The organism is Pseudomonas sp. ZS1P83 (assembly GCF_054897825.1).
The window spans coordinates 4,899,839-4,916,356 of the sequence record NZ_CM142706.1; the positions used below are offsets into that span (position 1 = coordinate 4,899,839).

The window sequence follows — 16,518 nt, forward strand, 5'->3', positions numbered from 1 at the left end:
CTTGCTCGCGAAGGCCGCACCACAAAATTCAGTAACCGTTGGAACCGTAATCAACCTCAAAGTCAAACCCGGTCACACGCTCCACACCGGTTTCAATCTGGCCATCCGCCAACAACCGCAACCACCGATACCCCGGCGCCTGCTCACTGACTTTGAAATCATCACTGCCCGGCTCGAACTGAATACACGTCGAAGGCGAAGCAATCAAACGCACGCCATTGCGAACCTGGTCGATCTCTTGATGCACATGCCCCCACAAAACAGCGCGAACCTGCGGAAAACGATCGAGCACCGCAAACAACGCTTCAGGATTACGCAACCCGATCGGCTCCATCCACGCACACCCGATCGACACCGGATGATGATGGAAGCACACCAGATGATGCCGCTCCGGCGCCTCGCTCAACGAACGGGCCAGCAACTGCAGCTGCTCATCCTGCAAATACCCCGGCACCGAACCTGGAACGGCCGAATCGAGCAACGTGACGCGCCAGTTACCGACATCCACCACCGGCTCCAGCAACGCACTCTGCACGGCCGCTTCGGCCATGATCTGCGGCTCATCATGATTGCCGGGAATCCAGCGCGCCGGCGCATCGAGTTGCCGGGTCAGGTCGCGAAACAGCTGATAGGACTCCAGCGTCCCGTCCTGAGACAAATCACCGCTGGCGATGATCAGATCAATCTGCGGCTGCTGAACCCGCACCAGCTCGATGACTTTTTGCAGGCTGTCACGCGTATTCATGCCCAGCAATGTTCCGTCCGCTTCGGCAAACAGATGACTGTCGGACAGTTGCACCAGCAACGCCGAATCGGCGGTGGTTAATGTGGATACGCTCGGCAAGGCGATCTCCCAGGGCTGAATCACGGGATTGGATGAGTGCCGCAATTATGCTGGGGGACGATCAAAAGGGGAAACCTGTGAACCTGACGCAGTTCACATCTACCGCTACCGCACAACCGCGTACTCGTGTCCGCAGGCCAGACAATGGCTCAGCCATTCGCCCAAGAACATATTCAGCTGGGCCTTTTCGTCCGGCTGATGCATTGAGGCATTCGGGTAAGGATAGATGCCGCGAAAGCGTCGCGCATGTTCGGCGCTGACCACTTCGGCCATGCACGCGTCGTGATAGACCTGCACTTCCAGTTGCGGCACCGGCAACCACGGCAGGCTGTGTTCCTGGCGCACTTGCAAGGTCGTGGTGTACGGACAGACCTGCAGCACTTCGAGGGCCAGCACGCCGAGCATCTGGTCCCCGTGGGTCACGGCAATGCGCCGCGCTTGCGGCTCGTTGCGCATGTCCGGTAGCAGTCGCATCAGACGCGCGTAGTTGGCCTCGCAAGAGGCTTGCAACCCCACAAGGTCGACCCGATAGCGATCGCGCAGTTTGTTTACGACCATAACCCCCTCACTTCAGCGCGGTTCAAAGCAAGCCATTGCAAAGCAATGATGCTGGCCGCGTTGGCAATTCGTCCGTCGCGTACGGCCTGCAGGGCATCTTCGAACGCCCAGACCGTGACGCGGATATCTTCTGCTTCTTCCTCCAGCCCATGCAGGCCGCCGACCCCGGTACTGTCGCAGCGCCCCAGGTACAAATGCACGAATTCATTGCTGCCGCCCGGCGATGGAAAATATTGGGTCATCGGCCAGAGCGCCCCGAACACAAGCCCAGCTTCCTCCTGCGCTTCGCGGTGAGCAACTGCTTCCGGTTCTTCATCCTTGTCGATCAGACCAGCGACCAGTTCGATCAGCCATGGATTGTCGATTTTGCCCATGGCGCCGACGCGAAACTGCTCAATCAACACCACTTCGTCACGCTGCGGATCGTAAGGCAGTACGCACACCGCATCGTGGCGAACAAACACTTCACGATTGATCTCGCGACTCATGCCACCGGCGAACAATTCGTGGCGCAAGTGCACGCGATCGAGCTTGTAGAAGCCCTCGTAGCACTTTTCGCGCCGAACGATCTCAACGGCGGTGGGAATGGCGTTGGCAAAATCAGTCATGACTATCCTCTTTACTGCAAATCCGTTACGAGGCTCCTTTTTGTTACTTGCAACCTCGACTTCGCGCCATCCTAACGCGCCCGCGGCGTTTGATGCAGCCCCTTTCCAGTCAGCGGGATAGACGGTGAGGGCGAAACCAACTCTAATTAGCTTAGTGGCGAACTGACTGCTTCGTTGACAGTCGAAGCGGATAACTTTTCGCCTTTCCCTGTTTTATGAAGGACGCCCATGTCGCTTTTTAAAATCGCCTCCGTGGCTGCAATCGCCCTGACTCTGGGTGCGTGCCAGAGTTTGTTCCAACCCAACTACCGGGCGCCGCTGGAAACCACCCGCGATGCATCGGAACAGTTGAAGCCTGGCTGCACCACGCCTGATTGCCCGTTGGTAAACATTGATACGCTACGCTTCCCAGACGAACCGCAACTGGACGGCATCCTCGAAAAACGCCTGCTGCAAATGACCCGCACCTCGCCCGACGCCCCGGTGGCGCCGACGCTGGCAGCGTATCGCGGGCAATTTTTGAGCAGTGCCGGCCCGCGCTACAGCAGTTACCTGCAAGCCAAGGTACGTGAGCAGCATGACGGCTTGGTGATCGTTGAATTCTCCAGCTACCTGGACACCGGTGGTGCCCATGGCACGCCGGGCCGCAGCTTCATCAACTACTCACGCCAGCAACACAAGGTGCTGACACTGTCGGACATGTTGGTGCCTGGGCAGGAAGAGGCGTTCTGGAAAGCCGCGCAGGTGGCGCACAACAGCTGGCTGATCAGCACCAAACTCGATCAGGAGCCGGAGTTTGTGAAGAGCTGGTCCTTCGTGAAAACCCAGAACGTAGCGCTGACCTATGGCGGGGTGATCCTCAAGTACGAAGTGAGCACCATCGCGCCTTACGCGCTGGGTCACGTCGAACTGAAGATCCCTTACCCACGCCTGAACGGCATTCTCAAGCCCGAGCTGTTTCCTGGCCGTAACTGAAGGCTCGACCCAGCACCAGCTGCAGCAGCCCTGCCAGAATCAGTGACGGCAGGGTTGCACCGATGTCCGGATACAGATTAGCCAGCAAATGATAGGTGCTCACGCCGCCCAACCAGGCGAGCAGCGCCGGCCAGCGCAACGCGGCTGACGCGACACGAGCACCGCGCTTGCGCAGGATGAAGTGATCCACCAGCACCACGCCAAACAGCGGCGCAAACACCGAACCGATCAACAGTAGGAAGTTCTGGTACTGGGCCAACGGCGCCAAGCACGCGATCAGTGTGCAGATCACGCCAATCGCCAGTGCCAGATGCTCAACCTTCAAGCGCAGCAAAATACCGCTGGAAACCGCCGCCGAGTGAATATCGGCAAAGGCATTTTCCGACTCATCCAGCAGGATCAGCAGCAGCGGAATCCCCAAACCGGCACCGGCCAATGCCAACAGCAAGGCATTCACTTCGCCGCTCGGCGCAAACGCCAGGGTGTAAGCCACACCGAGACTCATCAGCCAGAAGTTACCGATAAAGAAGCCCAGCGCCGTGCCGCCGAACACGTTTTTCGCACGCTTGCCGAAACGCGAGTAGTCGGCAATCAGCGGCAACCACGACAGCGGCATAGCGATAGCAATGTCGAAGCCCACGGCGAACGACATCGAACCGTCACCGGCCTGCGCCCACAACGCGGCCAGATCGGCTTTGGCGAACAGGTTCCAGGTCAGCCAAATGCACGCGGCCAGCAGCAGCCAGATGCCCCACTTGCGCAGGATCTGCCGCACGAACGTCAGCGGACCACTGATGGCCAGCAAGGTTGCCAAACCGCCAAAGAACACGGTCCAGAGCAGCGGATTCGACAGCAGACTGCCTTCACTGAACGCCCGCGCGCCGAGCAGACTGGCGGCGTCGCGCATGACGATGATTTCGAACGAGCCCCAACCGATCAGTTGCAGCAGGTTCAGCACGGCCGGCAGGCTCGCGCCTTTTGCACCGAGGCTGAGTTTGAGCGCGGCCATCGATGACAGACCGGTGTCGCTGCCGATCACGCCAACGGCAGCCAGCAACAGAACGCCAACCAGGGTGCCGAGGAAGATGGCCAGCAACGAGCCGGACAGACCCAGACCTGGCGCGAGCAATGCACCGGTCTGCAGGACCATCAGGCCGATACCGAGGGAGAACCACAGGGAAAACAGATCGCGACCACCGAAGACACGTTTGTCGGTGGGCACCGCGATATCAGGGGAATAAGTGCTGGGTTGAATGCTCAAGGGTGTTATCTCAGAGGGACATTTGTTGTTTTTTGACGATGTGATCGTTCCCACGCTCTGCGTGGGAACGATCAGTACGGGATCAAACCTTCTTGTACAGCTGGCTGCCTTCCTGCTTGAACCGCTCGGCCTGGTCCGCCAATCCCTGGGCGACTTCGGCATCGACGGTTTCGATCCGTTGGTTGGCCGCGTATTCGCGGACTTCCTGAGTGATTTTCATCGAGCAGAATTTTGGCCCGCACATGGAGCAGAAATGCGCGACCTTGGCCGAATCCTTCGGCAGGGTCTCATCGTGATACGAACGAGCGGTGTCCGGATCAAGGCCCAGGTTGAACTGATCTTCCCAACGGAATTCGAAACGCGCCTTGCTCAAGGCATTGTCGCGGATCTGCGCTCCCGGATGCCCCTTCGCCAGATCGGCGGCATGCGCGGCGATCTTGTAGGTGATGATCCCGGTCTTCACGTCATCTTTGTTCGGCAGGCCCAAGTGTTCCTTCGGCGTCACGTAGCACAGCATGGCGCAACCGAACCAGCCGATCATCGCCGCACCGATGCCGGAGGTGATGTGGTCGTAGCCTGGCGCGATGTCGGTGGTCAGCGGGCCGAGGGTGTAGAACGGCGCCTCGTCGCAGCACTCCAGCTGCTTGTCCATGTTCTCTTTGATCAACTGCATCGGCACGTGGCCCGGGCCTTCGATCATGCACTGCACGTCGTGTTTCCACGCAATTTTGGTCAGCTCGCCGAGGGTTTCCAGCTCACCGAATTGTGCAGCGTCGTTGGCGTCGGCAATCGAGCCAGGACGCAGGCCATCGCCCAGCGAGAAGCTGACGTCGTAGGCCTTCATGATTTCGCAGATGTCTTCGAAATGGGTGTAGAGGAAGTTCTCTTTGTGGTGCGCCAGGCACCACTTGGCCATGATCGAACCGCCACGGGAAACAATGCCGGTCACGCGTTTGGCGGTCAGCGGCACGTAGCGCAGCAACACGCCGGCGTGGATGGTGAAGTAATCGACGCCCTGCTCGGCCTGCTCGATCAGCGTGTCGCGAAACAGCTCCCAGGTCAGGTCTTCGGCAGCGCCGCCGACTTTTTCCAGGGCCTGGTAGATCGGCACCGTACCGATCGGCACTGGCGAGTTGCGGATGATCCACTCGCGGGTTTCGTGAATGTGTTTGCCGGTGGACAGGTCCATGACCGTGTCCGAACCCCAGCGAATGCCCCAGGTCAGTTTCGCCACTTCTTCTTCGATGGACGAACCCAATGCGCTGTTGCCGATGTTGCCGTTGATCTTCACCAGGAAGTTACGGCCGATGATCATCGGTTCCAGTTCGGTGTGGTTGATGTTGGCCGGAATGATCGCGCGACCGCGGGCGATCTCTTCACGGACGAATTCAGGGGTGATGATTTTCGGCACGCTGGCGCCGAAGCTGTGACCGGCGTGTTGCTGGTCCAGCAGGCCAGCGGCGCGAGCCACTTCAAGCTTCATGTTTTCGCGGATGGCGACGTATTCCATCTCGGCGGTGATGATGCCTTTGCGGGCGTAGTGCATCTGGCTGACGTTGGCACCGGCCTTGGCCCGGCGCGGGTTGTTCACGTGAGCGAAACGCAGCTTGGTCAGCTCCGCATCGGCGAGACGTTCCTGGCCGAAGTTGGAACTCAGACCCGGCAGACGCTCAGTGTCGCCACGGGATTCGATCCACGGTGAACGCACATCGGCCAAGCCTTTGCGCACGTCGATAATGACGTTGGGGTCGGTGTAAGGGCCCGAGGTGTCGTACACAACCACCGGCGCATTAATCTCGCCGCCGAAGTCGGTCGGGGTCACATCAAGGCTGATTTCGCGCATCGGCACGAGGATGTCCGGGCGAGTGCCCTGAACATAGATTTTTTGCGAGCGAGTAAAAGGCTGAACCGATTGCTGATCGACCTTGGCCGAGTCACTCAGGTTGGTTGCGATTTTTGGTTTTGTAGTCATCACGGGCTCTCCAGACACATCCAGGCAGTGGATTTTTTGTCGGAGCGAACCTGTAAACGAATGGACGCACGCGTCGCTAGAAAACTAGCGGGTGCTGTGCTCAATGCTCGAGGGGTGTTCGATTGTCGAACAACATCCCGGACGAAGCACAAGAGGACTCGCCGGGTGACGAGAAATCTTGTTCCCTACGCAGGCGCTAACCTGATCAGGTTCAACGGGATCCGAAATTATTCGATCTCAGCCTCATAGCAAGGCACCCCGACAAGAACCCGGCCAGTCTAGACACAACGGACAAAGAACGCCAACACCGCGGTAAACACCATGATGAATGGCGCAATTAACGGATTGTTGCCGTTCGCGCGCACCACTACACTCGCTACGCTGTGCCGCGCCTTGACGCTGTATGGCGCTGCGCCGTACCTTTGGCGCTCAAATTATCAGCGTAATTTTTTAGGGATCGCCTCATGCTGCGCAAACTCTCACTGGCCCTTGCCGTGTCTTGTGCGTCCAACGGAATGGCCTGGGCAGCAGAAGCGCCCTTATCGACCAAAACCGATCTGGTCAGCGTCTACCAGGAAGCGGTGGACAACAACGCCGACCTGGCTGCCGCTCGCGCTCAGTACGGCGCGCAGAAAGAAGTCGTGCCCCAGGCCCGCGCCGGGCTGCTGCCGAACCTCTCCGGCGGTGCCGAAGTGGCCAACGTGCGCACCTCGATCGACCAGCCCTCGGCCGTTGCCAGTCGCAGCGCCCATTCCTATCAGGCAACCCTGGCCCAGCCACTTTTCCGTGCCGATCGCTGGTTCCAGTATCAGGCCGCCAAGGACGTCAACGAACAGGCTGCACTGCAACTCTCGGCGACCGAGCAGAACCTGATCCTGCAAACGGCCGAAAGCTACTTCAACGTGCTACGCAGCCAGGACAACCTCGCCTCGACCAAGGCCGAAGAGGCAGCGTTCAAGCGACAGCTCGACCAGTCCAACGAGCGCTTCGACGTCGGCCTCTCGGACAAGACCGACGTGCTGCAATCCCAAGCCAGTTACGACACCGCGCGAGCCAACCGGATCGTCGCGCAGCGTCAGGTGGATGATGCGTTCGAAGCCCTGATCACCCTGACCAACCGTCAGTACAACTCGCTCCAGGGCATCGTCCACACGTTGCCGATTCTGCCGCCGGCACCGAACGACGCCAAATCCTGGGTCGACACCGCCGCCAAACAGAACCTGAATTTGCTGGCCAGCAACTACGCCGTCAGCGCCGCCGAAGAAACCCTCAAGCAGCGCAAGGCCGGTCACGCTCCGACCCTGGATGCCGTGGCGAAATACGAGAAGGGCGACAACGACGCCCTGGGTTTCAGCAACCCGAACGCCTTCGGTACGCCTTACGGCGGTAACGTCGAGCAACGCACGCTAGCCTTGCAATTGAGTATCCCGATCTACAGCGGCGGCCTGACCACTTCACAGGTTCGCGAGTCTTACTCACGCCTGGATCAAACCGAACAACAGCGCGAATCCCTGCGTCGGCAAGTGGTAGAAAACACCCGCAACCTGCACCGCGCGGTGAACACCGATGTGGAGCAGGTGCAAGCGCGCAAGCAGTCGATCATCTCCAACCAGAGTGCGGTGGAAGCGACTGAAATCGGTTATCAGGTGGGCACGCGAAACATCGTCGACGTGCTGGATGCGCAGCGTCAGCTGTACACCTCGGTGCGCAACTACAACAACACTCGCTACGACTACATCCTCGACAACCTGCGCTTGAAGCAGGCCGCCGGTACCTTGAACCCGGGGGATTTGCAGGACCTGGCGCGTTATCTCAAGGCTGATTACAACCCGGATAAAGACTTCCTGCCGCCGGATCTGGCCAAGGCAGCAGCGGATCAGCTCAAAGCGCGCCCCTAAGGGGATTTTGTGGCAGGGCTAACCTGTGGCGAGGGAGCCTGCTCCCTCGCCACAGGTCAGGTGTCAGGTCAGTCGATCAACCGCCCCAACCCATCCAACAACCGCTGTAACGCGCCCTGATTGGTGCGCATCACTTTCAGCCCCGCCTCCGCCATCCGCTGCGCATCCCGTGGCAACTCGAACAGCCGCTGCACTGCCAGCGCCAGACCTTCCGCATCCTCCACTTCCTGCAACGCCCCGGCACTGCGCAACTGCGCGGCGATTTCGAGGAAGTTAAACAGGTGCGGCCCGCTCAACACCGGTTTGGCCAGAGCAGCCGGTTCCAGCAGGTTATGCCCGCCGTTCGGCACCAGACTGCCGCCCACAAAAGCGCTGTCAGCCAAGGCATACAGAAACAGCAACTCACCCATGGTGTCGCCCACCAGCACCGAAGTCTGCGCGGTGACCGGGTCGCCAGTGGACCGACGCACCGTGGCGAAACCCTGTTGCTGACACAACTCCAACACCGAATTGAATCGCTCTGGATGACGCGGCACCAGAATCAGCAACGCATCGGGATGATTGGCCAGCAATTGGCGATGAGCCGCCAGCACCACTTCGTCTTCGCCTTCGTGGGTGCTGGCAGCGATCCACACCGGACGCTCCTGGGCCTGCCATTGCGTACGCAACTCGGCGGCACGCTGCAGCAGTGCCGGGTCGATGGTCAGGTCGAATTTTATCGAACCGGTCACTTCCACGGTTTTCGACCGCGCCCCCAAATCGCGGAAGCGCTGGGCCTCGGCCTCGGTCTGCACCGCGAACAGGCTCATCTCGGTGAGCATCGGCTGAGTCAGTTTGCCGAAGCGGCCATAGCCCTTGGCCGAACGCTCGGACAGTCGCGCATTGGCCAGTGCCACGGGAACCCCGCGCCTGGCGCATTGATGGATATGGTTCGGCCAGAGCTCGGTCTCCATGATCACCGCCAGTTTCGGCTGGACCCGATCAAGGAATCGCTTCGCTGCGCAAGGCAAGTCGTAAGGTAAATAGCAGTGCTGGATGCGCGGCTCATTGGCGAACAGCGCCTGGATGCGCTCCGAACCGGTCGGGGTCATGCAGGTCACGGTAATGGGCAACTGTGGATAACGTTGCAGCAAGGCGCGAATCATCGGCGCTGCGGCAATGCTTTCTCCCACCGACACCGCGTGCACCCAGATACCGCCGGGCTTCATCATCGGCAGTCCAAGGGAGAAACGTTCGCCAATGCGCTTGGCGTACGCCGGCGCCTTGCGCGCCCGCAGCCAAAGCCGAATCGCTACCAATGGCAGCCCCAGGTAAAACAGCGCGGTGTAGAGAGTTCTATTCATGGCGGCGGAGTTTATCGGTTTTTTCGCCGATCGCCTGCAAGTGCACAGCAAAACGTTCCGCCAACCAACGAGCCGCCGGGCCCAGAGGTTCATCGCGGCGCCAGACCAGCTCCACCACCAGCGCTGGCGGGGTCCATTCGCTGACCAGTTCGACCATCAAATCCTGATACGCCGGATACTGCACCACGTGGCGCGGCAGCCAGGCCCAGCCGAGGCCGCGCACCAGCCATTCAGCCATCACGTAAAAACTGTCGGCCCGCCAGACCTGCGGGCTGGCGGGCTCGCTTCCGGGATAGACACTGGACTGTGTGGACATCAGCAACTGACGATGCTGCGCCAGCTGCTGGCAATCGACCTGAGCCTGTTTCGCCAGTGGATGGCCGACGCCGCACACTGTGACCATTTCGACGCTGCCCAACACCCGCCGCTCGAGCGCTTCGGGAATCTGATCGTGATAAAACAGCAGCCCCAGATCGGCCCGACGCGCCACCAGTTTGCGCGCAACATCGCCCTGGGCGGCGCTGGTCAGTTGCACTTCAAGGCTGGGAAATTGCTGAGCCAGGGCTTCGAAGCTTTCGATAATCGGTTGATAGGGCATCGCCTCATCCTGAGCCACACGCAAACGCGCCTCCTGGCCGCGCATCATTGCCAGCGCCCGACCGTTAAGGCGCTCGCATTGGCGCAGCACTTCCCGCGCCTCGTCCAGCAATGCGTTACCGGCCTCGGTGAGTTTCGGCTGGCGGCCGCTGCTACGATCGAACAGGCTGACGCCCAGGTCCTCTTCGAGCAGAGCAATCGAACTGCTGACCGCCGACTGCGCCTTGCGCTGATCCCGCGCCACCGCAGAAAACGAACGCTGCTCCGCTACGCTGACAAATAGCCGCAGCTGCTCCAGATTCCATTGCATATTCATGGCTCAACCCATCTTCAGAACAGATAGGTAATGACTTTACCGCATCTGCAGAATCTCTAGAATGCCGACCTCAGAAAGCAACACTTCACACGAGGATGCATCTATGACCGCTTACTACTACCTGGCCATCGCCATCTGCGCCGAAGTGATCGCCACTGTTTCGATGAAAGCGGTCAAAGGCTTCAGCACCCCATTGCCGCTGTTGTTGGTCATCGTCGGCTACGGCATCGCCTTCTGGATGCTCACGCTGGTGGTGCGCAGCGTTCCGGTGGGCATCGCTTACGCGGTGTGGGCCGGCATGGGAATCGTGATGGTCAGTGTGGCGGCGCTGTTTATCTACGGGCAGAAACTGGATGTACCGGCAATGCTGGGGATGGCGCTGATTGTGCTGGGCGTGGTCGTGATTCAACTGTTCTCCAAAACCGCCGGCCACTAAGAGTTGAAACACGATTCATTGTGGGATCGCCGCACCGCCGCTCCCACAGGGGTTGTGGCCGGTCATCTGTTGATCGTCAGTAAAACCTCCAATCTTCGAGTCTGTATACTGCGCCCTCGTCTTGAACACTGAGGTCGCTGCATGCCATCCGTTATTTCCACCGACGTTCTGATTGTCGGCGCTGGTGTCGCCGGCCTCTGGCTGAATGCGCGCCTGCGTCGCCAGGGTTTTTCGACCGTGTTGGTGGAAAGCGCCAGCCTCGGCGGCGGGCAAAGTGTGAAGTCCCAAGGCATCATCCATGGCGGCGCCAAGTACGCGTTGCATGGCGCCCTGACCGGTGCATCGGAAGCCATCGCCGACATGCCTCGCCGCTGGCGTGAAGCCCTGGCCGGTGACGGCGAGCTGGATCTGACCGGCGTGCGCCTGTTGTCCGAAGCCCATTACCTCTGGTCCCCCGGTACGATCGCCGGCAACCTCACCAGTTTCTTCGCCAGCAAAGCGGTGCGCGGTCGCGTCGATCAGGTCAAGGGCGAGCAACTGCCACCCGCTCTGCAAGACAAGCGCTTCAAGGGCAAGGTCTATCGTCTGGCGGAACTGGTGATCGACGTGCCGAGCCTGATTCAGCGCCTCGCCGATCTGGCGGGTGATGGTTTGCTCGCCGGCCAGAAAATCGAACCGCTTCTGGAAGGTGGCGTTCTGGTCGGCCTCAACGTCGACGAGCGCGAGATTCGCGCCCAGCGCATCGTCTTGAGTGCCGGTGCCGGTACGGCGGCGTTGCTCGAAACCCTGGGGCTGAGCCAGCCGGCCATGCAACGCCGGCCGCTGCACATGATCATCGCCAAAGGCCCGGGCCTCAAACCGCTGTATGCCCACTGCCTGGGCGGCGGCACCAAACCGCGCATTACCGTCACCACCCATCCGGCCGCCGATGGCCAGTGGGTCTGGTACCTGGGCGGCGATATCGCCGAAGCAGAAGGTGTCGCTCGTGAACCCGCGGCACAAATCGCCACGGCGCAAAAAGAACTCGGCCAGTTACTGCCATGGATCGACCTGAGCACGGCGCAATGGGCGACCTTGCGAGTGGATCGCGCCGAGCCGCTACAATCGGGCCTGACTCGCCCTGACAACGCGTTTCTTGCCGAACAGGGTCGGCTGCTGGTCGGTTGGCCGACCAAACTGGCCCTCGCGCCAGACTTCGCCGACCGGGTCATCGCCTCCTTGCAGCGCGACGGCATCCAGCCAAGCCACTCGGCGCCGCTGCCCGACCTGCCAAAACCGCCGATGGGCGTCCCTGCCTGGGAGCAACTGCTGCCATGAACCAACCGACCCTGCACGATCTGCATCGCCCGCTGGGCAGCACCGGCCTGCTGGTTTCGCCACTGGGCCTGGGCACGGTAAAACTCGGCCGTGACCAAGGCGTGAAATACCCCAACGGTTTCCAGATTCCCGAAGACGACGAAGCGCGAATGCTGCTCAAACTTGCGCGCGACATGGGCATCAACCTGATCGACACCGCCCCGGCTTATGGCCGCAGCGAAGAGCGCCTCGGCCCGTTGCTGCGTGGGCAGCGTCAGGATTGGGTGATCGTCAGCAAGGTTGGCGAAGAGTTTGCTGACGGCCAGTCGAGCCACGATTTCAGCGCCGCCCACACACGATTGTCGGTGGAACGCAGCCTGCAACGCCTGGAAACGGATTTTATCGACCTGGTGCTGGTGCACTCCGACGGCAACGACCTGGCGATCCTCAACGACAGCGAAGTCTATGCGACTCTCGCGGCGCTGAAGAGCGAGGGCAAGATTCGCGGCTTCGGTTTTTCCGGAAAAACCGTCGAAGGCGGTTTGAAGGCTCTGGAACAAGGTGATTGCGCCATGGTCACCTACAATCTGAATGAACAGAACGAGAAGCCGGTCATTGACTATGCTGCTGCTCACGGCAAGGCCATTCTGGTCAAAAAAGCCCTCGCCAGCGGCCACGTCTGCCTGAGTCCGGGCGTGGACCCGGTGCGTGCAAGCTTCGAGTTGTTGTTTGAACATCCGGGTGTTGCCAGTGCTATTGTCGGGACCATTAATCCGCTGCACCTCGCCCATAACGTCGCGACCGTTGCCCAGGTCCTACGTAGAAACTGATGCCGCCCACGCGGCCTTAAGCAGGAGCCGACATGCCGCGTACGCTCATAAGAAAGAACCCGAGCAACTTCAAGACCCTGCCGTTATTCGTCGAAGCGACTCCCGAAGGCCTGAGTTATCAAAGCGTCGGGATGCCGCTCAATTTCTCCCAGACCCTGCAACGTCGCCGCCCGGTAACGGTAGCCGACACTCAGCGGTTTTCGCTTGAGCTGGCCAACCTCGGGGTCTCGGTGCGCCTGACCCTACATTGGCAAAATCGCGACTACTGGGTGCTGGTCCGTCAGCGTCGGCAGGATCGCGGCGATGTAGTGCTCAAGCTGATCTCCGGTTACGTGCCGGCCCATGAGCTGAACCTGCCGCTGCACACGGCGATCCAGGAGATTGCCGAAGAGTGCTTGCTGGAAACGCCGGAAGGCTGGCTCGGCGGGCGCTTCAACGACACTTGGCTACCGGCGCCCTACTCGTCCGCGCTGCATTATCGCGAGGCTTTGCCGTTTCGCCTGACGCCGCTGTCTGGTTCGGCGCGGCCAGTGCGTTGCGCCAAGATGCAGTTGATCGAACGCCCGTGGGCTTACGTGCATTTGCCGACGGCCTCGCTGCAATTGATCTATGACTTGCGCCTGGACGTGCCCAAGGAAGCCAAATCCTTGAGTTTGTTTCATGTCGACGAACGACTGGAGGGCGATCAACTGGTAGCCCGCCTCGATCGCAAGCGTCCTGATCTATACCTGATGCCGCATGAAGATGGTGTGCCTCTTCCCGAGCTCTACACCCTCAAGCGCGACCAGTTGTTGCCGGCCAGCACCCGAGGACTGTACCTCGCGGAAAGCTTTGCCGCCCAGGAAGGTTGGGTGGTCCGTGAAGAACGTATTCGCTGGAAAGACTGGGTCGCACAACAGGGGCTAGGGGTGCCAAAAGCTCAGCGACAAGGACTGATTAAACTCGGCGCCAAGGCACTGCAACTGGTGCGATTGGTACGAAGACGCTAGCGCACGATGGGCTGACGTCCTTTCCCCTTCGGCCTAATCCGATTGCCGCTTGTCCATGAGGGTACGTAATCGCGCAAACAGGTGGAAGTAGCGATTCTCTCGCTTGCCCATGCCTCGCTTGGGAGAGAACGACTCATCAGCGAATGCACCAGTGATACGAACACGCGAAGCCGTGGCGTCCATGGTGCAGACTTTGGTTCCGGCCTGTTGCAGTACGTATTTAAGCAGTCGCTCGGAATGCAGCTTTCTTCCCGTCGCCTTACAAAAATCGAAGATGTGTTCGATCCTTTTGCCATAGGCCTGGTAAGCATCACGCCCACAGATGGCAAACCGATCGTTCAGCCCTCCCCACCACTGCCAATCGGGAATGTAGACATTCAGCCGCCTGGCTTTAGGGTGCTTGAACACATAAGAGGGAAGGGGTGAGTGATAGAAATTATCGGGACGCACGAAGACAACGAAATCAGGGTTGAAGGACTCCATCATGGCCGTGACAGTGTGCAGCGAATTGAGCTGATAGATCAGGTTCCTGAGAGACACGTGCTCATCAGCCCAAGTATCGCCGAGTGCTTTCACACGCTCGAAGTCCCAGCGTTCCAGAACGCCCTCCGTCGAGGCAAGCACGCCGGTCATGGACTGGAAGACCTCGTAGTTGCCCGCGCTCAACTCACCTGTTTCACCTGAACGCGAGTTCTGGATTTCGTCGATTTTATAGAGATGGTAGAAGCACTTTACGTTGCTGTCCGCAGGGAGCTGCGCAAGCACGTTTTCTTGAATGGACGGAAAGCAGATTTCCGAATTTCTTGGAATACCAAAAAACGCCACCGCAACATTTAACACTTAACTGCTCCCTGAAAAATAATCGACCTCTTCACGGCGCCTTATTGGCAACCGCGCCGCACCTGATCATTCATTTGCGACGAAACACTACTTGCCACCAGCGCCGACGCTGCAAAGGTACGAGGATGACATCTGACTTGAGCAGCCAGTCTCGCTCATAGTCCCAGGCATGACCGCCCCAGAACTTTCCTGCTTCGTTGGAAAACCCCAGCGTCATTAGCTGGTAGGTGTAACCAGCATGGCTGCGCAGCCAGTCAAACAACACCAGCGCATTGAAACCCGTGGAAGGTCCGACGTAACGTTTGCCCTCCGGCCGGTCGACCGGGTAATTCCACAGCGGCGGCAGCGGAATGCGCTCCCAATAAAGCGCCACGCGCGGTAAAGCACACATCGCTGCAGTGCTGCCCACCAGCATCGTGAAACAACGGGCGTCAGGGTATTCGAACAATTGCTGCACTTGCGGCCCATAGGGAAGGCCGAAAAAATAAGCGTCAGGCGCATTAAAACCATGCACGAACACATTGACGCTCTGCGGGCGCAGCAGTGCAGATTTCGCACAGGTATTGAAGCTGACGACCACGTCATCGGTGCCGATATTCAGCGCCTGGAAATCGGCCGCCGTAATTGCCGGATTATTGGCCACCAGCACCACGCGCGCCGCGTTGCGCAAGCACGCTTTCAGCTCCGGCGGCAGTCCATTGATGACAGATTGATGGCCGCCGGGCATCGCATCCAGCGCCATCTTCTCGCTGACTTGCAACTGTTGAGAATCGGCCATTTACCCTGAAACCTTCATCCCGTGGCGTAACTTGACCCACAGGCGAATGAACGCTGAAGGCGGTTGCCAAGCACGCATTCCACGCTGTATTTCAGCGGCGAGGGTACGTCCCACACGAGCGAAGGAATACTGGTTCTCCGCGAACGCCTGCCCATTACTGGCGATGCGAGACGCCAACTCGGGATCACTTTCCAACAGCTTGAGTTTTTCCACGGCTTCATCTTCGGAGCGGTAGAACACGGTGTTGTGCATATCCTGGAAACCCAGCAACCCGTCTTCTTCACCCTGACTCCAGGCCAGCAGGACACAGCCACACGCCATGGCTTCGAAGTTCTTGATCATGAATTCGCCCATGCCGATATCGGCACTGACAAAAATCTTGATGCGATTAAGTGTTTCCAGATATTCGGCGCCGGACTTGGTCCGGGTCACCAGCATGCCGGTCCGCCGAGCCAGGGATTCAAGGACCGCCTTGCGCTGCGCATATTCGGTACTTTTCAGACTGCCCAGAAAGCCGATCGGAATGTCGCGAGTACCGCCGACATTGCGCAGCATTTGTTCGTCATATCCCTTGGACACAAACACCGCGTCAATATTTTCAGCTTGCATCCGACGCGCGACGACAGCGCCCGACACCAGCACACGAGCGCTGGGAAGACGGCTGTACAGGCGCGAATAGATACGCCGGTACTTACTGCCGGGCATGTAGTTCTGATAGGCGTCATGCTCCAGAAAGACCAGCCCGGGGATACACTTCAGCACACTGAGTTGAGTGACGAGGCGCTTGACCCTCGAGAAAATCACGACTCGATCAAAGTCCTGATAACTGACTGAGGCGAGAAACGGACCGAGATTCATCTGTTGCTGTTTGCTTAGGCGATAGACAACGCAATCAGTGCAATTCTGCTGCACGATTTCATACAGGCGATCCAATATGACGCGCTGCTCGTCCATCACCAGGAGCATGACTTTCATAA

The 16,518-nt window shown here is 59.4% G+C and carries 16 protein-coding genes and 1 riboswitch; of the genes, 6 read left to right on the top strand and 10 right to left on the bottom strand.

The window, feature by feature from the left end:
- Window positions 1-28: 28 nt before the first annotated feature.
- From cpdA to ACYZT0_RS23090, 3 genes are all read right to left on the bottom strand, one after another.
- The gene (gene cpdA / locus ACYZT0_RS23080) at window positions 29-844 is read right to left on the bottom strand and encodes a 3',5'-cyclic-AMP phosphodiesterase (protein WP_462043143.1); all 816 of its coding nucleotides are present in this window, start codon (window positions 842-844) and stop codon (window positions 29-31) included.
- Window positions 845-949: 105 nt separating this feature from the next.
- Window positions 950-1,402 carry a DUF1249 domain-containing protein gene (locus ACYZT0_RS23085; protein WP_282376656.1) on the bottom strand — a complete coding sequence of 151 codons (453 nt, stop codon included), beginning with the start codon at window positions 1,400-1,402 and terminating at the stop codon, window positions 950-952.
- Entirely contained in the window at window positions 1,393-2,010 is a 618-nt protein-coding gene (locus ACYZT0_RS23090; RefSeq protein ID WP_462043144.1) for an NUDIX domain-containing protein, read from the bottom strand. The genes ACYZT0_RS23085 and ACYZT0_RS23090 overlap by 10 nt, the downstream gene beginning before the upstream one ends.
- Window positions 2,011-2,238: 228 nt before the next feature.
- Between ACYZT0_RS23090 and ACYZT0_RS23095 the strand changes: the two genes are divergently transcribed.
- Window positions 2,239-2,985, top strand: a complete 747-nt coding sequence (locus tag ACYZT0_RS23095) for an RsiV family protein (RefSeq protein ID WP_462043145.1) — start codon at window positions 2,239-2,241, stop codon at window positions 2,983-2,985.
- On the opposite strand, the gene cytX is transcribed toward ACYZT0_RS23095, so the two are convergent.
- Together cytX and thiC are read right to left on the bottom strand one after the other, a co-directional pair.
- Window positions 2,954-4,246, bottom strand: coding sequence for a putative hydroxymethylpyrimidine transporter CytX (gene cytX / locus ACYZT0_RS23100; RefSeq protein WP_462043146.1), 1,293 nt, complete (start codon window positions 4,244-4,246; stop codon window positions 2,954-2,956). The two genes, ACYZT0_RS23095 and cytX, sit on opposite strands and share 32 nt — an antisense overlap.
- Before the next feature lie 82 nt (window positions 4,247-4,328).
- A complete protein-coding gene (gene thiC / locus ACYZT0_RS23105; RefSeq protein ID WP_462043147.1) occupies window positions 4,329-6,218 on the bottom strand; it encodes a phosphomethylpyrimidine synthase ThiC in 1,890 nt (629 codons plus the stop codon).
- 165 nt (window positions 6,219-6,383) lie between these two features.
- Window positions 6,384-6,489: riboswitch (TPP riboswitch) on the bottom strand.
- Between the two features lie 193 nt (window positions 6,490-6,682).
- On the opposite strand from thiC, the gene ACYZT0_RS23110 reads away from it, so the two are divergent.
- A complete protein-coding gene (locus tag ACYZT0_RS23110; RefSeq protein WP_462043148.1) occupies window positions 6,683-8,116 on the top strand; it encodes a TolC family outer membrane protein in 1,434 nt (477 codons plus the stop codon).
- Between the two features lie 68 nt (window positions 8,117-8,184).
- Here ACYZT0_RS23110 and waaA read toward each other — a convergent pair whose 3' ends face one another.
- Both waaA and ACYZT0_RS23120 read right to left on the bottom strand, forming a co-directional pair.
- Window positions 8,185-9,459 carry a lipid IV(A) 3-deoxy-D-manno-octulosonic acid transferase gene (gene waaA, locus ACYZT0_RS23115; protein ID WP_462043149.1) on the bottom strand — a complete coding sequence of 425 codons (1,275 nt, stop codon included), beginning with the start codon at window positions 9,457-9,459 and terminating at the stop codon, window positions 8,185-8,187.
- On the bottom strand, window positions 9,452-10,372 hold the full coding sequence (locus ACYZT0_RS23120; protein WP_462043150.1) for a LysR family transcriptional regulator: 921 nt from the start codon (window positions 10,370-10,372) through the stop codon (window positions 9,452-9,454). The genes waaA and ACYZT0_RS23120 overlap by 8 nt, the downstream gene beginning before the upstream one ends.
- Before the next feature lie 103 nt (window positions 10,373-10,475).
- Between ACYZT0_RS23120 and ACYZT0_RS23125 the strand changes: the two genes are divergently transcribed.
- From ACYZT0_RS23125 to ACYZT0_RS23140, 4 genes are all read left to right on the top strand, one after another.
- Window positions 10,476-10,808: a DMT family transporter gene (locus ACYZT0_RS23125; protein ID WP_462043151.1), complete on the top strand. Its 333-nt coding sequence runs from the start codon at window positions 10,476-10,478 to the stop codon at window positions 10,806-10,808.
- A gap of 141 nt (window positions 10,809-10,949) precedes the next feature.
- Window positions 10,950-12,125, top strand: a complete 1,176-nt coding sequence (locus ACYZT0_RS23130) for an NAD(P)/FAD-dependent oxidoreductase (protein WP_462043152.1) — start codon at window positions 10,950-10,952, stop codon at window positions 12,123-12,125.
- Window positions 12,122-12,934 (top strand): aldo/keto reductase, encoded by an 813-nt coding sequence (locus tag ACYZT0_RS23135; RefSeq protein WP_462043153.1) that lies wholly within the window; start codon window positions 12,122-12,124, stop codon window positions 12,932-12,934. Before ACYZT0_RS23130 ends, ACYZT0_RS23135 begins: the two co-directional genes overlap by 4 nt.
- A gap of 32 nt (window positions 12,935-12,966) precedes the next feature.
- Complete coding sequence (locus ACYZT0_RS23140) at window positions 12,967-13,923, top strand: metal ABC transporter ATPase (protein WP_462043154.1); 957 nt, start codon at window positions 12,967-12,969, stop codon at window positions 13,921-13,923.
- A gap of 33 nt (window positions 13,924-13,956) precedes the next feature.
- Here ACYZT0_RS23140 and ACYZT0_RS23145 read toward each other — a convergent pair whose 3' ends face one another.
- The 3 genes from ACYZT0_RS23145 to ACYZT0_RS23155 all read right to left on the bottom strand — a co-directional run bounded on the left by ACYZT0_RS23145 (window position 13,957) and on the right by ACYZT0_RS23155 (window position 16,516).
- Window positions 13,957-14,763 (bottom strand): hypothetical protein, encoded by an 807-nt coding sequence (locus ACYZT0_RS23145; RefSeq protein WP_462043155.1) that lies wholly within the window; start codon window positions 14,761-14,763, stop codon window positions 13,957-13,959.
- Window positions 14,764-14,833: 70 nt separating this feature from the next.
- Window positions 14,834-15,541 (bottom strand): hypothetical protein, encoded by a 708-nt coding sequence (locus ACYZT0_RS23150; RefSeq protein WP_462043156.1) that lies wholly within the window; start codon window positions 15,539-15,541, stop codon window positions 14,834-14,836.
- Entirely contained in the window at window positions 15,542-16,516 is a 975-nt protein-coding gene (locus ACYZT0_RS23155; protein WP_462043157.1) for a glycosyltransferase family protein, read from the bottom strand. It abuts the gene before it with no gap.
- Window positions 16,517-16,518 lie beyond the last annotated feature (2 nt).

Bases quoted from the DNA above. Each gene is read 5' to 3' on its own strand.
- ACYZT0_RS23135 (WP_462043153.1), top strand. From the start codon at position 12,122: ATGAACCAACCGACCCTGCACGATCTGCATCGCCCGCTGGGCAGCACC.
- ACYZT0_RS23085 (WP_282376656.1), bottom strand. From the start codon at position 1,402: ATGGTCGTAAACAAACTGCGCGATCGCTATCGGGTCGACCTTGTGGGG.
- ACYZT0_RS23150 (WP_462043156.1), bottom strand. From the start codon at position 15,541: ATGGCCGATTCTCAACAGTTGCAAGTCAGCGAGAAGATGGCGCTGGAT.
- waaA (WP_462043149.1), bottom strand. From the start codon at position 9,459: ATGAATAGAACTCTCTACACCGCGCTGTTTTACCTGGGGCTGCCATTG.
- ACYZT0_RS23110 (WP_462043148.1), top strand. From the start codon at position 6,683: ATGCTGCGCAAACTCTCACTGGCCCTTGCCGTGTCTTGTGCGTCCAAC.
- ACYZT0_RS23125 (WP_462043151.1), top strand. From the start codon at position 10,476: ATGACCGCTTACTACTACCTGGCCATCGCCATCTGCGCCGAAGTGATC.
- ACYZT0_RS23155 (WP_462043157.1), bottom strand. From the start codon at position 16,516: ATGAAAGTCATGCTCCTGGTGATGGACGAGCAGCGCGTCATATTGGAT.
- ACYZT0_RS23120 (WP_462043150.1), bottom strand. From the start codon at position 10,372: ATGAATATGCAATGGAATCTGGAGCAGCTGCGGCTATTTGTCAGCGTA.
- thiC (WP_462043147.1), bottom strand. From the start codon at position 6,218: ATGACTACAAAACCAAAAATCGCAACCAACCTGAGTGACTCGGCCAAG.
- ACYZT0_RS23095 (WP_462043145.1), top strand. From the start codon at position 2,239: ATGTCGCTTTTTAAAATCGCCTCCGTGGCTGCAATCGCCCTGACTCTG.
- ACYZT0_RS23130 (WP_462043152.1), top strand. From the start codon at position 10,950: ATGCCATCCGTTATTTCCACCGACGTTCTGATTGTCGGCGCTGGTGTC.
- ACYZT0_RS23140 (WP_462043154.1), top strand. From the start codon at position 12,967: ATGCCGCGTACGCTCATAAGAAAGAACCCGAGCAACTTCAAGACCCTG.
- ACYZT0_RS23090 (WP_462043144.1), bottom strand. From the start codon at position 2,010: ATGACTGATTTTGCCAACGCCATTCCCACCGCCGTTGAGATCGTTCGG.